A 13,640-nucleotide genomic window follows, 5' to 3' on the forward strand; every position below is an offset into this window, starting at 1 on the left:
CCGCGCTCCTTGGCCATCAGGGTGAGAGCCGCGGTCATGTTCCCGCCGACGGAGTCGCCGGCGGCCGCGAGGCGGGTGGCGTCCAGGCCGTGGGCGGCGCCCTCCCGCACGATCCACTGCGCGACGGCGTAGTTCTGCTCGATGGCGACCGGGTAGCGGGCCTCGGGCGAGAGGTCGTACTCCGGGAAGACCACGGCCGCCTCGGCGCCGACCGCCAGCTCACGCACCAGCCGGTCATGCGTGTGCGCATTGCCGAACACCCAGCCCGCACCATGGATGTACAGGATCACGGGCAACGTGCCCTGCGCACCGGCGGGCCTGACGATCCGGGCCCGGACACTGCCCGTCGGACCACCGGACACGGTGATCCACTCCTCGTCCACCACCGGCTTCGCGATCTCACCGGACTGCACCTCGTCCACCGCCTTGCGGCCGTCGGCCGGGGGCAGGTCGAAGAGGTAGGGCGGGTTCGCGGTGGCCTCGGCGAAGGCCTGCGCTGCGGGCTCGAGGACGGGACGGGCTGCGGCGGTGTCGGTCATGACGACCTCCTCGGTTCGGGTGCCGCGGGGCAGGCTCCGACGGTAGTCGCGCTGGGGAGCGGCGGCACGTCAGGAACAGTAGCGCGGTATTAAGTCGTGCACAACTTATTAGGACAGTATTTATTCGTGGTCGACTCATATGCGGGCGATAGAATCGTGAGGACGCGAACACAAGGGTGGTGAACCCGATGACCGGCACAGGGACCGGAAGCCGTACCGACGTGCGGGCCGCCGCACCGGGCGACGGCTCGCTGCTCCTGGACGACCAGCTCTGCTTCGCCCTGTACGCCGCCTCCCGGGCCGTGACCGCCCGCTACCGGCCGCTGCTGGACGAACTGGGCCTGACCTACCCGCAGTACCTCGTGCTGCTGGTGCTCTGGGAGCGGGACTCGATCTCCGTGCGGGAGCTGGGCGCCGCGCTCCACCTGGAGTCCAGCACCCTCTCCCCGCTGCTCAAGCGCCTGGAGGCGAACGGCCTGCTGCGCCGGGAGCGGCGCGCGGACGACGAGCGTTCCGTCGCCCTGCGCCTCACGCGGGACGGCGCCCGGCTGCGGGAGCGCGCGGGCACCGTCCCCCTCGCGATCGGCGACGCCATGGGTCTGACGCCGGAGCAGGACGCCCTGGCCAAGCAGCTGCTGCGCCTGCTCACGGCGAACGTCACCGAGGGCTGACCGGGCGCCCGGGCCGGCTCGCCGGCCGGGCACCCGCCCCTCGCCCGGTTCAGGCGCCCACGTACGCCGCGAGGTGCTCGCCGGTGAGGGTGGCGCGGCCGGCGACGAGGTCGGCCGGGGTGCCCTCGAAGACGACCCGGCCGCCGTCGTGGCCGGCGCCCGGCCCCAGGTCGATGATCCAGTCGGCGTGCGCCATGACCGCCTGGTGGTGCTCGACCACGATGACCGACTTCCCGGAGTCGACGAGCCGGTCGAGCAGGCCGAGCAGCTGCTCGACGTCGGCGAGATGCAGACCGGTGGTCGGCTCGTCGAGGACGTAGACGCCGCCCTTGTCGCCCATGTGCGTGGCCAGCTTCAGCCGCTGCCGCTCGCCGCCGGAGAGCGTGGTGAGCGGCTGGCCGATGGTGAGGTAGCCGAGACCGACGTCGGCGAGCCGCTCCAGGACGCGGTGCGCGGCCGGTGTGTGCGCCTCCCCGGAACCGAAGAACTCCTCGGCCTCGGTCACCGACATCGCCAGCACCTCGCTGATGTCACGGCCGCCCAGCCGGTACTCCAGCACCGACGCGTCGAACCGCTTGCCCTCGCAGTCCTCGCAGACCGTGGCGACGCCGGCCATCATCGCCAGGTCGGTGTAGATCACGCCGGCGCCGTTGCAGGTGGGGCAGGCGCCCTCGGAGTTGGCGCTGAAGAGCGCCGGCTTGACGTCGTTGGCCTTGGCGAACGCCTTGCGGATCGGGTCGAGCAGGCCGGTGTAGGTGGCCGGGTTGCTGCGCCGCGAGCCCCGGATCGGGCTCTGGTCGACCCACACCACGCCGCCGTCGGCGGGGATCGACCCGTGCACCAGCGAGCTCTTGCCGGAGCCGGCGACACCGGTGACGACCGCGAGGACGCCGAGCGGAATGTCGACGTCGACGTCCTGGAGGTTGTTCGCCGTGGCGCCGCGGATCTCCAGCGCGCCGGTGGACTCTCGGACCGTGTCCTTCAGGGCGGCGCGGTCGTCGAAGTGGCGGCCGGTGACCGTGTCCCCGGCCCGCAGCTCCTCGACGGTGCCCTCGAAGCAGACGGTGCCGCCGGCGGTGCCGGCGCCGGGGCCCAGGTCGACGACATGGTCGGCGATCGCGATCACCTCGGGCTTGTGCTCGACGACGAGCACGGTGTTGCCCTTGTCGCGCAGCCGCAGCAGCAGGTCGTTCATCCGCTGGATGTCGTGGGGGTGCAGGCCCGTGGTCGGCTCGTCGAAGACGTAGGTGGTGTCGGTGAGTGAGGAGCCGAGGTGGCGGATCATCTTGGTGCGCTGCGCCTCGCCGCCGGACAGGGTGCCCGCCGGCCGGTCGAGCGAGAGATAGCCCAGACCGATCTCCACGAACGAGTCGAGGGTCTGGCCCAGCGTGGTGAGCAGCGGCAGCACCGAGGGCTGGTCCAGGCCGCGGACCCAGGCGGCCAGATCGGTGATCTGCATCGCGCAGGCGTCGGCGATGCTCACTCCGTCGATCTTCGAGGAGCGGGCGCCCTCGCTGAGCCGGGTGCCGTCGCACTCGGGGCAGGTGGTGAAGGTGACCGCCCGGTCCACGAACTCGCGGATGTGCGGCTGCATCGACTCCCTGTCCTTGGCGAGCATGGACTTCTGGATGCGCGGGATCAGACCCTCGTAGGTCATGTTGATGCCCGCGATCTTCATCCTGGTCGGCTCGCGGTGCAGGAAGTCGTGCAGCTCCTTCTTGGTGTACTTCCCGATCGGCTTGTCCGGGGCGTAGAAGCCCGACTCGCTGTAGAGCCGGTAGTTCCAGCCGCCCGGCTTGTAGCCGGGGATGGTGAGGGCACCCTCGTCGAGCGACTTGGAGTCGTCGTAGAGCTGGGTGAGGTCGAGATCGGTGACCGCGCCGCGGCCCTCGCAGCGCGGACACATGCCGCCGGTGCGGTTGAAGGTCGCCTTCACCGCCTTCTTGGCGCCCCGCTCCACGGTGATCGCCCCGCTCGCCCGGACGGAGGCCACGTTGAAGGCGTAGGCGCTGGGCGGGCCGATGTGCGGGGTGCCGAGCCGGCTGAAGAGGATCCGCAGCAGGGCGTTGGCGTCGGTGGCGGTGCCGACCGTGGAGCGGGGGTCGCCCCCCATCCGCTGCTGGTCGACGGTGATCGCGGTGGTCAGCCCTTCGAGCACATCGACCTCGGGGCGGGCCATCGTCGGCATGAAGCCCTGCACGAAGGCGCTGTAGGTCTCGTTGATCAGCCGCTGCGACTCCGCGGCGATGGTGCCGAAGACCAGCGAGCTCTTGCCCGAGCCGGACACCCCGGTGAACACCGTCAGCCGGCGTTTGGGCAGCTCGACGCTGACGTCCTTCAGGTTGTTCACGCGCGCGCCGTGCACGCGGATCAGGCCGTGGCTGTCGGCGACGTGCGGCGCGGGCTCGCGCGGGCCCGTCCTCCTGGCCGTGCTCATCGTGTCTCCATCTGGTTGCCCGGGATCGGTCGGGGTGGTGCGGTGCGTGGTCGCGCCGTGCGGCGCCGGACGGCTCAGCGGCGCTCCTGGATACGGATCAGGTTGCCCGCGGGGTCACGGACGGCGCAGTCGCGGACGCCGTACGGCTGCTCGGTGGGCTCCTGGACGACCTCGGCGGTGGACTCCAGCCGGGCGAAGGTGTCGTCGAGGTCGGGGGTGGCCAGGAGGAGGGCGCCGTAGGTGCCCTTGGCCATCATCTCGACGACGACGCGGCGCTCGTCGTCGGTGACGCCGGGGTCGGCGGCCGGCGGCGTCAGGACGATGGAGGTGGCGGGCTGGCCGACGGGGCCGACCGTGATCCAGCGCTTCCCGCCGTATCCGACGTCGTCGCGGACCTCGAAACCGAGGGTGTCGCGGTAGAAGGCCAGGGCGGCCTCCGGGTCGTCGTGCGGGAGGAAGCTCGCGTGAATCGTGATGTCCATGAGGGTGAGGCTAGGGGCCGTCCGGGGCCGGCGCTTCTCGATTCCTGACAGGTCTGGTCACCTGCTTCGACACACAGGACGGCATCCCGGCCGTCGCGCGCGCCGCCTCGCGCCGGTAGACGCTGGGCGGCACCCCGACCAGCTCGGTGAACCGGGTGCTGAAGGTGCCGAGCGAGGAGCAGCCGACGGTGAAGCAGACCTCGGTGACACTGAGATCGCCGCGCCGCAGCAGCGCCATGGCGCGCTCGATGCGCCGCGTCATCAGGTATCCGTACGGGGACTCTCCGTAGGCCAGCCGGAACTGGCGGCTGAGATGCCCGGCCGACATGTGCACGCCACGCGCCAGGGCCTCGACGTCCAGCGGCTGCGCGTACTCCCGGTCGATGCGGTCGCGGACGCGGCGCAGCCGGGCGAGTTCGCCCAGTCGCCGGTCCTGGGCGGAGGAGCTGGTCATCTGTGCGATCGTGCCATGCCGCGGCCGGGCTTGCCCAGGGGAACCGGTGCCCGGCCGGCCGGTGCCCACCGTGCGGCCCGGCCGGGCGGGCACCGCCTCCCGTTCCTCGGAGCGCGCGCTCCTCAGGGGGTTGCGCGCGGGGGCGCGCTGGACCCCTGTCCGGCGCCACGCTTTCGCCCGTACACTGACAAATCACAGGTGTGCGGGGGAAGTTGAGCGGGGGAGGCCGGCCATGTCCGGGGACAGATTCGGCACGTACGACCACGGTTTCGTCATGCCGCCGGTACCACCGATGCCGTCCGCGCCGCCGCCGGGACCGGCGGACGGGGTGCGGGCCGTGGCGGTCGCGGTGCTCAACCTCAGCGGCCTGGGCCTGGGTTACGCCCTGGCCCGCAAGTGGGTGCTGACGGTGCTGTGCTGGGCGGCCACCGCCGTCCTGCTGTTCGTGGCGCTCCCGGCAGACCCCGACGGCGTCCCGGGGCTCGCGCTCGTGCTGTACGCGCTGTTCCTCGCCGCGGCGGCGGCGCACGGGGCCCGGGTCGGCCTGCGCACCCGGCTGGCCTGGCCTCCGCAGGCACCTCTCGCCCTCGGTCTCGGCCTGGTCCTGCTCGCCGTGCCGGCCGGAGGTTTCGTGCTGTACGACGACGCGCGGGACGAGGCCGTGGAGCAGATGCTGCTGGACCGGCTGGCGGACGCCGACGCCCTGGTGGCCTCGGCGGGCAAGGGGTCGTTCACCGCCGGGAAGTCGGAGTACCGCGAGGCGCTGCGGATCTACGAGGACCTGAGCGACGACCACTCCGGCTCCCGGGCGGCCGCGAAGGTGCCGGGCCGGCTGAGGGCCTACTACGAGTCGGTCGGCGCCCCCTACGCGCAGGACGACTACTGCGCGGCGATAGCCCCGCTGACCTATCTGCGCACGGTGCCCGACACGCTGGACGGGACGGACCTCGGGGACCTGGAGTCCTGGCCCGACGACCGGCTGGCCACCTCGCTGTACGAGTGCGCGGCGGACGGGCTCACCACGGGGCAGGCCACCTGGACCTCCCAGTTCGGCGAGCTGCTGACCGGCTTCCCCGGGTCGGAGCAGGCCGCGAAGGTCGAGCCGGCCGTCGCCGCCGCCGTCACCCGCACGCAGAAGGAGCTGCGCGGCTCCGATCCCTGCTCGGCGGTCGAGCGGCTGAACACTCTCGGCTCCCAGATCGACGGTCTGCCCACCGAGGGGGCGGACACCGCCGACGCCCTGGGCAAGCAGGCCGACCGGGCCACCGGCAGCGCCGACTCGGGCACGTACACGTGCGGGGTGGACCAGTACCGGGACGGCGACTTCGAGGCCGCGCAGACGACGATGAAGAAGTACGTCGCGGACCACAAGAGCGCCAAGAACGCGGCGCTGGCGAAGAAGATCGTGATCGCGGCGGAGATCGCCGAGACCGTGCCGGCCGCGGGCAAGAAGCTGCCCACGACGCGGTCCGGCGGCAGCATCGAGGTCACCGTGCAGAACGACAGCCCCGACGCGGTCACGGTCATGTACACCGGCCCGGTCACCGGCAGCTTCAGCCTCAAGGGGTGCGGCAGCTGCAAGGCGTACCCCCTCCTCAGCACCACCGTGCGGGGGTTCGAGCCGTGCAGCGACAGCGGGAAGAACTACCCGCAGCGCACCATCAGCCTGCCGCCCGGCACCACGTACTTCCTGCACAAGCCGCAGGGTGACAGCACCGCCTCGCCCGCCTCGGACACCGCGAAGCTCCAGTCCGGCTACATCTACACGGAGTGCGCCTACACGACGACCAGCGGTCTGAGCGGACTCTGACAGACCCGTCCCCCCGGGCGTGCAACCATTTCGGCCACCCGTCCGTCTCACCTCATACCCGACACACCACTCCAGGGGGGACAAAATGGTGCGAAACAGAACCGTCTGGGCCGCCGCAGCTCTCATGACCGTCACGCTGGGCGTGGCGGCGGTGCCCGCCACCGCCGCCCCGGCCACCGCGACCCGGGCGGCCACCGCCTGCCCGACCGGCTGGGGCAGCCTCCCCAAGACCGACTCCACCGGCACGGCGGAGTCGGTGACCAACGCCAGGACCGGCCGCCACGACTGCTACGACCGGTTCGTCGTCGACGTCCCGGGCGCGGCGGCCGGCGACATCGGCTACTTCGTCCAGTACGTCGACGCGTTCATCGCCGACCCGTCCGGCATCCGCATCCCGGTGACCGGCGGAGCCATCCTCGAGGTGCGGGTCAACGCGCCCGCGTACGACCCCGAGACCGGCGCCTCCACCTACCCCGGCCGGTTCGCGCGTCCGCTGCCGGGGGTGAACCTCACCGGGTACAGCACCTTCCGGGACACCAAGTACGGCGGCAGCTTCGAGGGCCAGACCCAGTTCGGGCTCGGCGTGCGCGCCCGGCTGCCGTTCCGGGTGCTGCCCCTGGACGGCCGTCTCGTGGTGGACGTCGCCCACAGCTGGACGGCGACCCGCTGAGCCGTGACACCACCCGCACCTCCACTCGTCCCGCGATCCGCGTCTCAGGATCAGGACCCCGGTGCCCCGTCCGCCGCCGACCACGGCGGGCGGGGCATCGCCGCGCCCGGGGAGCGGGGCGCGCGTGACACGCCGTCGGATGGACCATCCGGCCGTCCACGCCCTTTCCGGTCATACCGTGCGACATATGAAGAAATGCCATATCGCATACCTGGTGTGCACCGCGGCGCTCGCCGGATCGGCGCTCGGCGCCGCCCCGCCGGTGCACCACCGTGCCGTCCACGTGGTCCACCCCGGCCAGTCGATCCAGAAGGCGGTGGACGCCGCCGCGGCGGGCGACACCGTTCTCCTCACCCGGGGCACCTACCGCCAGAGCGTCAACATGACCGCCTCCGGCGTGACCCTGCGCGGCACGAGCCGCCGCGGCGTGATCCTGTCGCCGGCCCCCGCGACCAAGAAGAAGGCCCCCAACAGCTGCGCCGAGGCCGGCAACGGCATCTGTGTCGTCGGCACGAAGGCGCGCAAGGTCGAGGACGTCACCATCGCCGACCTGACCGTGTCGGGCTTCACCAAGAACGGCATCCACGCCACGGCCACCGACGGCCTGACCGTGCGCCATGTGACCGCGGCCAAGAACGGCGTGTGGGGCATCGCCACGGAGGGCTCGGTACGCGGCGTCTACCGCGACAACACCGCCCGGGACAACGGTGACGCCGGACTGTTCCTCGCCAACACGATCAAGGAGGAGCAGGGCGCCACCGACACCAAGGGCACGATCGTCGCGCGCAACCGGCTGGAGGGCAACCGGATCGGCGTCACCGTCCGACGGCTGCGCAACCTCACCCTCGCGCGCAACCACCTCACCGCCAACTGCGCGGGCGTCTTCGTCGTCGGCGACGAGAACAAGCCGAAGGCCGGCCTCGTCACCGTGCGCGACAACCGGATCGTGAAGAACAACAAGTCCTGCCCCAAGACCGCCCGGCTGGACGCCATCCAGGGCTCCGGGATCGTCCTGACCGGCGCCGAGGACAGCCTGATCACCCGGAACGTCATCACCGGCAACGCCGGCGCCTCCCCGCTCTCCGGCGGCATCGTCCTGTTCAAGAGCATCGTGGGCGCCGCCAGCGAGCGGAACCGGATCAGCGACAACCGGCTGCGGGACAACGCCCCGGCGGACCTCGTCGACGCGGACACCGGCAAGGGCAACACGTTCGAACGCAACGACTGCCGGGCGTCCCGGCCCACGGGGCTGTGCTGACCGTCCGGCCCTGACCCCTGGAACCAAGCAGCGCACGACGAAAGAAGGAAAGCGGCACATGACGACCGCACACACTGCCCCGCCCCCGTCCATGCGGCTGCGGGAACTCGCGTTCGGCGCGGCATGTGCCGCCGCCCTTCGCGCGGCCGCGCGGCTCGGCGTCGCCGACGCCCTCGGCGACAACCCCATGACCGTGGACGACCTCGCGGCCGCGGTGAAGACCGAACCCCGGCAGCTGCGCCGGCTGCTGCGGGCCCTGGCCTGCTACGGCGTCTTCGACGAGCGGCCGGACGGCACGTTCACGCACACCGACGTCTCCCGGCTGCTGCGCGAGGACGACCCCCACAGCCTGCGCGCCATCACGCTGTGGTGCACCGAACCCTGGACCTGGGACGCCTGGCCGAAGCTGGACGAGGCGGTGCGCTCGGGCCGCAACGTCGTCGAGGACCTCTACGGCAAGGAGTTCTTCGTCTACCTCAACGAGGACGCCCCGGAGTCGGCGGACGTCTTCAACCGGGCCATGACGACGTCCAGCGTGCAGTCGGCGCGGGACGTCGCGGAGTTCCTCGACCTGTCGGGGTGCGCGTCGGTCGCCGACGTCGCGGGCGGCCAGGGACACGTGGTGGCGAGCCTCCTGGAGAAGTACCCGTCGATGCACGGGACGCTGCTCGACCTTCCCCGGGTGGTGGACAACGCGGTGCCGCGACTGCTCACCGGCGGCGACCTCGCGGACCGGGCGCGCGTGGTGCCCGGCGACGTCCGCACGGCCGTTCCGGTGAAGGCCGACGTCTACGTCATCAAGAACATCCTGGAGTGGGACGACGACAGCACCGCCCGGACGCTGCGCAACGTCATCGGGGCGGGCGGCCCCGGGACCCGTGTCGTGGTCATCGAGAACCTCGTCGACGACACGCCCTCCATGCGGTTCAGCACCGCCATGGACCTGATGCTGCTGCTCAACGTGGGCGGGGCGAAGCACACCACCGAGAGCATGGTCTCCCGGCTGACCGACGCGGGCCTGGTCATCGACGACATCCGCCCGGTCAACCCCTACCTGCACGCCTTCGACTGCCACGTGCCCGCCTGACCACCGGACCGACGGACCACCGGTGGCCGGGCCCGCAAGGTCGCGGGCCCGGCCACCGTTCGGTGCCGGTCGGCGGGGTCAGCCGGCCGGTTCGCGCTCCCAGAGGTAGAAGCGCTGCGCCATCGCGTCCTTCGGCGACCGCCAGGTGGCGGGGTCGTAGGCGCTGACATAGGGGGTCAGCCGGTCGCTGACGTCCCGGAACTCGGGGTGCCCGGCCGCCTTGGCGATGGCGGGTCCGGGGTCCTTCTCGGACTCGATGAGGTGCAGGTACACATCACCGAACTGGAAGAGGCTGCGGCGGGCGACCCCGATGAGGTGCGGCAGCTCCCCCCGGTCGGACTCGTCGAAGATCTTGGCGATGTCCGGGGCGGCCCCGGGGGCCATCCGGGCGACGATCAGGGTGTGGTGCATGGGGCGTGTTCTCCGTCCGGCTCAGTCGGTCAGGCCCGGCGCGGCACCCTGCTCGGCGGCGGCCTTCTCGATGCGGTCCCGGATCAGGGCCATCTGGACCTTGGAGTTCCGGTTGATGTTGTCGGTCATCCAGTCGTCGTCGACCGGCGCCTCGGGCTTCATCGCGAAGTCCTGCGTCCACTCCATCCGCGTACCCTCGCGCACCTTCGTGTAGCGCCAGCGGATGTTCATGTGGGCGAAGGGGCCCGTCTCGACCCGTCGGGCCTTGACGGTCAGGGCGTCACGGTCCGTCTCCCGCTCCGAGACCCAGCTCCACACGGTGCCGTTCTCGTCCGGGTGCATGGTCAGCCGGAAGGTGGTCCTGTCCCCTTCCACCGAGAGGATCTCGGCGGAGGCGTACTCGCTGAACAACTGTGGCCAGTTGGCCACGTCGTTGGTCATGTCCCAGACCAGCTCCAGCGGTGCGGCGATGGTGATCTCGTTCTGGGTGTGTCCGGCCATGTCACGCTCCTGTCATGAGGGCAGTGTTGACGAGGTCGAGGAACTGACGGGGCGTCTTGCTGCGCTCCGCGTCGGGGGGCATCGCCGCGCCGTACCGGTTCTCCAGTTCGCCGACGATGCCGAGCAGGCCGAGCGAGTCGACGCCCAGGGCGTCGAAGCCGGTGTCGGACCGCTGCTGGAGCTCCGCCGGGGGGACGGTGACGCCGGCGGACTTCCGCATGAGTTCGGCCAGCTCTTCCAGGGTGATGCGCTCACTCATGGTGTTCCTCTCCTTTGCTTCCGGGCGTCCCGCCACGAGGCGGCGCCCTTTCACCGGCCGGTGCGCCCCGGGGGGCGTCACGGCCGGCGCGGCTCACGTGTCGGCACCGTGCCGCAGCACCAGTGCCGAGTTCGACCCCATGAGGCCCCGGCTCAGGACCAGCGCGGTGCGCGCCTCGACGGCACGGGCCCGGCCGGTCACGAGGTCGAGGTCATGGCAGATGTCGAAGACATTGGGGGTGGGGGGGACGACGCTCTGCTCCATCGCGAGCACCGCCGCCGCGGCGTCCAGCACCGGCGCCGCGCCGTAGCCGCGGCCGATGCCGGTCTTGGGTGCCGTGACCGGCACGCGCCGGCCGTGGGCACCGAGGGCGTCGACGATCGCCAGCGCCTCGGCCCGGTCCGCCTCGGGCACGCCGAGGGCGTCGGCGAAGACCACGTCGATCTCCTCGGGGGCGCAGCCTGCTTCGTCCAGGGCGCCGCGGACGGCCTGGGCGAGTCCTTCCCTCGACCGCTCCCACCGGGAGGCGCCGGTGAAGGTCGCCGCGTGCCCGGCGAGGTACGCCCGGACGGGCGCGCCCCGCTCCCGCGCCGTGTCCTCGCCCTCGACGACCAGCATGGCGCCGCCCTCGGCCGGCACGAACCCGCAGGCCGCACCCGTGAAGGGACGGTAGGCGCGGGTCGGGTCCTCGACGGTGCTCAGCTCGTCGTACCCGAGCTGGCAGACCATCGAGTAGGGCGCGAGCGGCGCCTCGGTCGAGCCGGCCACGATCACATCGGTGCCGCGGCGCACGGCCCGGGCCGCGTGGGCGAGGGCGTCCAGCCCGCCGGCCTCGTCGGCGGCGACCACCCCGCAGGGGCCCTTGAGGCCGCGCCGGATCGAGATCTGGCCGGTGCTGGCCGCGTAGAACCAGGCGATGGACTGGTAGGGGCCGACGAACCGGCTGCCCTTGCCCCACAGCTGCTGGAGCTCCCGCTGGCCGAACTCACCGCCGCCGGAGCCGGCCGCGGTGATCACGCCCACGGAGAACGGCGCGCCGTCGACCTCGGCCCGGCCGAACCGGGCGTCCTCCATGGCGAAGTCGGCCGCGGCCATCGCGAAGTGGGTGAACCGGTCGGTCTGGACGAGGTAACGCCCCTCGACCGCGGCCGCCGGGTCGAAGTCGCGGACCTCGCCGGCCACCCGCAGCGGGAGGTGCTCGCAGCCCTCGCGGGTGATCCGGTCGAGGACGCTGATGCCCTCCTTGGTGGACTTCCAGAAGGTCTCGGTGCTCGCGCCGTTGGGCGCGATCACGCCGATCCCGGTGACGGCGGCCCGCCGTGGACGTGATGCGCTCATCGTGTTCTCTCCCTCGGCCGGTTCAGGACCACCGCCGACTGGAAGCCGCCGAACCCGCTGCCGACCGAGAGCACGCTGTTCAGCCTGCGCTCACGGGCGACACGCGGCACGTAGTCCAGGTCGCACTCGGGGTCCGGGGTCTCGTAGTTCGCGGTGGGCGGTACGACCTGGTGGGCCAGGGCCAGCACGCAGGCGACGAGTTCGATCGCGCCGATCGCGCCGAGGGAGTGGCCCACCATGGACTTGATGGAGCTCATGGGCGTGGCGTAGGCGTGCTCGCCCAGGGTCCGTTTGACCGCGGCGGTCTCGTGGCGGTCGTTCTGCTTGGTGCCCGACCCGTGCGCGTTGACGTAGTCGATGGCCGTCGGGTCGAGCCGGGCGTGGTCGAGGGCGTCCTCGATGGCCCGGGCCATCTCCAGGCCCTCGCTGGTCAGCCCGGTCATGTGGTAGGCGTTGCCGAAGGTGGAGTAGCCGCCCAGCTCGCAGTAGACCCGCGCGCCACGGGCCCGGGCGTGCTCCAGCTCCTCCAGGACGAGCACCGCGCCGCCCTCCCCCATCACGAACCCGTCGCGGTCGGCGTCGAAGGGGCGCGAGGCGTGGGCGGGGTCGTCGTTGTTCGGGGAGGTGGCCTTGATGGCGTCGAAGCAGGCCATGGTGATCGGGGAGATCGGCGAGTCCGAGGCCCCGGCTATGCATATGTCGGCCCGGCCCTCCTCGACGGCGTGGAAGGCGTATCCGACGGCGTCGAGGCCGGAGGTGCAGCCGGTGGAGACGGTCTGCACCGGCCCGCCCGCCCCGAACCGCTCGGCGACGGTCGAGGCGAGCGTGCTGGGCGCGAACGCGCGGTGCAGATGCGGCTGCGCCTCCTGGTGGTCCACGTCCCAGCGCTGCCCGCCGTGGCTGACCAGGACGTAGTCGTGCTCCAGCCGGGTGGTGCCGCCCACCGCGGTGCCCAGGGAGACCCCGACCCGCCAGGGGTTCTCCCGGGCGAGGTCGAGACCGGCGTCCCGGACCGCCTCCTCACCGGCGACCAGCGCGAACTGGATGTACCGGTCGCAGCGGGCGGCCTGCTCGGCGTCCAGCCCGTGGGCCGCCGGGTCGAAGTCGCACTCGGCGGCGATCCGCGAACGCAGTCCGGCCGGGTCGAAGAAGGTGATGCCGCGGGTCGCCGTGCGTCCGGCGGCCAGGAGGTCCCAGAACGCCGGCACGCCTATGCCGCCGGGGGCGACGATGCCTATGCCGGTGACCGCCACCCGCCTGGTCATGAGCGGACCTGACGCCGGGAGACCGCCAGGCCCTCGCCCGCGCCGACCGGCTCGGCCGCGGCGACGGTCTCCTCGGTGTCGACGTGGCCGAGCGGCGGGCTCGGGGCCAGCGGGCCGAGGTGGAAGACCAACCGGGCCTCCACCTTGCCGACGTTGCGGAAGCGGTGGCGCATGTTGACGGGGATCATGAGCCCCTGCTCGGGCTGGAGCGCGAGGGGCTCACCGTCCAGGTCCACCTCCAGCTGCCCGCACACGACGTACACGAACTCCTCGGAGTACGGGTGGTAGTGCTCCGCGATGCGGTCGCCGGGCTGGATCAGGGCCACGCCCATGAAACCGCTGGTGGAGCCGACCGTGGCCGGGGTGAGCAGAGCGCGCAGGTCGCCGCCGCGCCGCGTGTTGGGCTCGGCCTCGCTGAGATCCACGACTCTGGGACGGGGTGTGATCACGACGTTCCT

The 13,640-nt window shown here is 72.0% G+C and carries 15 protein-coding genes; 5 read left to right on the top strand and 10 right to left on the bottom strand.

Annotation, left to right across the window (positions count from 1 at the left end; all coding sequences use genetic code 11):
- A partial coding sequence (locus IE275_RS40070; protein WP_189717631.1) for an alpha/beta hydrolase occupies window positions 1–539 on the bottom strand: 539 nt, incomplete at its 3' end.
- Window positions 540–727: 188 nt separating this feature from the next.
- On the opposite strand from IE275_RS40070, the gene IE275_RS40075 reads away from it, so the two are divergent.
- Window positions 728–1,210: a MarR family winged helix-turn-helix transcriptional regulator gene (locus IE275_RS40075; RefSeq protein WP_189717632.1), complete on the top strand. Its 483-nt coding sequence runs from the start codon at window positions 728–730 to the stop codon at window positions 1,208–1,210.
- Between the two features lie 49 nt (window positions 1,211–1,259).
- Here IE275_RS40075 and IE275_RS40080 read toward each other — a convergent pair whose 3' ends face one another.
- From IE275_RS40080 to IE275_RS40090, 3 genes are all read right to left on the bottom strand, one after another.
- The gene (locus tag IE275_RS40080; RefSeq protein WP_189717633.1) at window positions 1,260–3,647 is read right to left on the bottom strand and encodes an ATP-binding cassette domain-containing protein; all 2,388 of its coding nucleotides are present in this window, start codon (window positions 3,645–3,647) and stop codon (window positions 1,260–1,262) included.
- Between the two features lie 74 nt (window positions 3,648–3,721).
- Window positions 3,722–4,129: a VOC family protein gene (locus IE275_RS40085; protein WP_189717634.1), complete on the bottom strand. Its 408-nt coding sequence runs from the start codon at window positions 4,127–4,129 to the stop codon at window positions 3,722–3,724.
- Window positions 4,130–4,139: 10 nt separating this feature from the next.
- Entirely contained in the window at window positions 4,140–4,583 is a 444-nt protein-coding gene (locus IE275_RS40090; protein ID WP_189717635.1) for a helix-turn-helix transcriptional regulator, read from the bottom strand.
- A 232-nt stretch (window positions 4,584–4,815) separates the two neighbouring features.
- Here IE275_RS40090 and IE275_RS40095 point away from each other — a divergent pair, with 232 nt between their 5' ends.
- The 4 genes from IE275_RS40095 (at window position 4,816) to IE275_RS40110 (ending at window position 9,408) form a co-directional block, all read left to right on the top strand.
- Window positions 4,816–6,393, top strand: a complete 1,578-nt coding sequence (locus tag IE275_RS40095) for a hypothetical protein (protein WP_189717636.1) — start codon at window positions 4,816–4,818, stop codon at window positions 6,391–6,393.
- 85 nt (window positions 6,394–6,478) lie between these two features.
- Entirely contained in the window at window positions 6,479–7,063 is a 585-nt protein-coding gene (locus tag IE275_RS40100; protein WP_189717637.1) for an AMIN-like domain-containing (lipo)protein, read from the top strand.
- Between the two features lie 187 nt (window positions 7,064–7,250).
- Window positions 7,251–8,321, top strand: a complete 1,071-nt coding sequence (locus tag IE275_RS40105; RefSeq protein ID WP_189717638.1) for a right-handed parallel beta-helix repeat-containing protein — start codon at window positions 7,251–7,253, stop codon at window positions 8,319–8,321.
- A gap of 58 nt (window positions 8,322–8,379) precedes the next feature.
- Window positions 8,380–9,408 carry a methyltransferase gene (locus IE275_RS40110; protein ID WP_189717639.1) on the top strand — a complete coding sequence of 343 codons (1,029 nt, stop codon included), beginning with the start codon at window positions 8,380–8,382 and terminating at the stop codon, window positions 9,406–9,408.
- 78 nt (window positions 9,409–9,486) lie between these two features.
- Here the strand turns inward: IE275_RS40110 and IE275_RS40115 are convergent, their stop codons facing one another.
- From IE275_RS40115 to IE275_RS40140, 6 genes are all read right to left on the bottom strand, one after another.
- On the bottom strand, window positions 9,487–9,819 hold the full coding sequence (locus tag IE275_RS40115) for a TcmI family type II polyketide cyclase (RefSeq protein ID WP_189717640.1): 333 nt from the start codon (window positions 9,817–9,819) through the stop codon (window positions 9,487–9,489).
- Between the two features lie 21 nt (window positions 9,820–9,840).
- On the bottom strand, window positions 9,841–10,320 hold the full coding sequence (locus IE275_RS40120) for an SRPBCC family protein (protein WP_189717641.1): 480 nt from the start codon (window positions 10,318–10,320) through the stop codon (window positions 9,841–9,843).
- A 1-nt stretch (window position 10,321) separates the two neighbouring features.
- Window positions 10,322–10,579, bottom strand: a complete 258-nt coding sequence (locus IE275_RS40125) for an acyl carrier protein (protein WP_189717642.1) — start codon at window positions 10,577–10,579, stop codon at window positions 10,322–10,324.
- 93 nt (window positions 10,580–10,672) lie between these two features.
- Window positions 10,673–11,917 (bottom strand): beta-ketoacyl synthase N-terminal-like domain-containing protein, encoded by a 1,245-nt coding sequence (locus IE275_RS40130; protein ID WP_189717643.1) that lies wholly within the window; start codon window positions 11,915–11,917, stop codon window positions 10,673–10,675.
- Window positions 11,914–13,182 carry a beta-ketoacyl-[acyl-carrier-protein] synthase family protein gene (locus tag IE275_RS40135; RefSeq protein WP_189717644.1) on the bottom strand — a complete coding sequence of 423 codons (1,269 nt, stop codon included), beginning with the start codon at window positions 13,180–13,182 and terminating at the stop codon, window positions 11,914–11,916. Before IE275_RS40135 ends, IE275_RS40130 begins: the two co-directional genes overlap by 4 nt.
- On the bottom strand, window positions 13,179–13,631 hold the full coding sequence (locus tag IE275_RS40140; RefSeq protein WP_189717645.1) for a cupin domain-containing protein: 453 nt from the start codon (window positions 13,629–13,631) through the stop codon (window positions 13,179–13,181). The genes IE275_RS40135 and IE275_RS40140 overlap by 4 nt, the downstream gene beginning before the upstream one ends.
- Window positions 13,632–13,640: the final 9 nt, after the last annotated feature.

Origin of the sequence: Streptomyces phaeofaciens, assembly GCF_014648915.1 — a bacterium.
Classification (GTDB): Bacteria; Actinomycetota; Actinomycetes; order Streptomycetales; family Streptomycetaceae; genus Streptomyces; species Streptomyces phaeofaciens.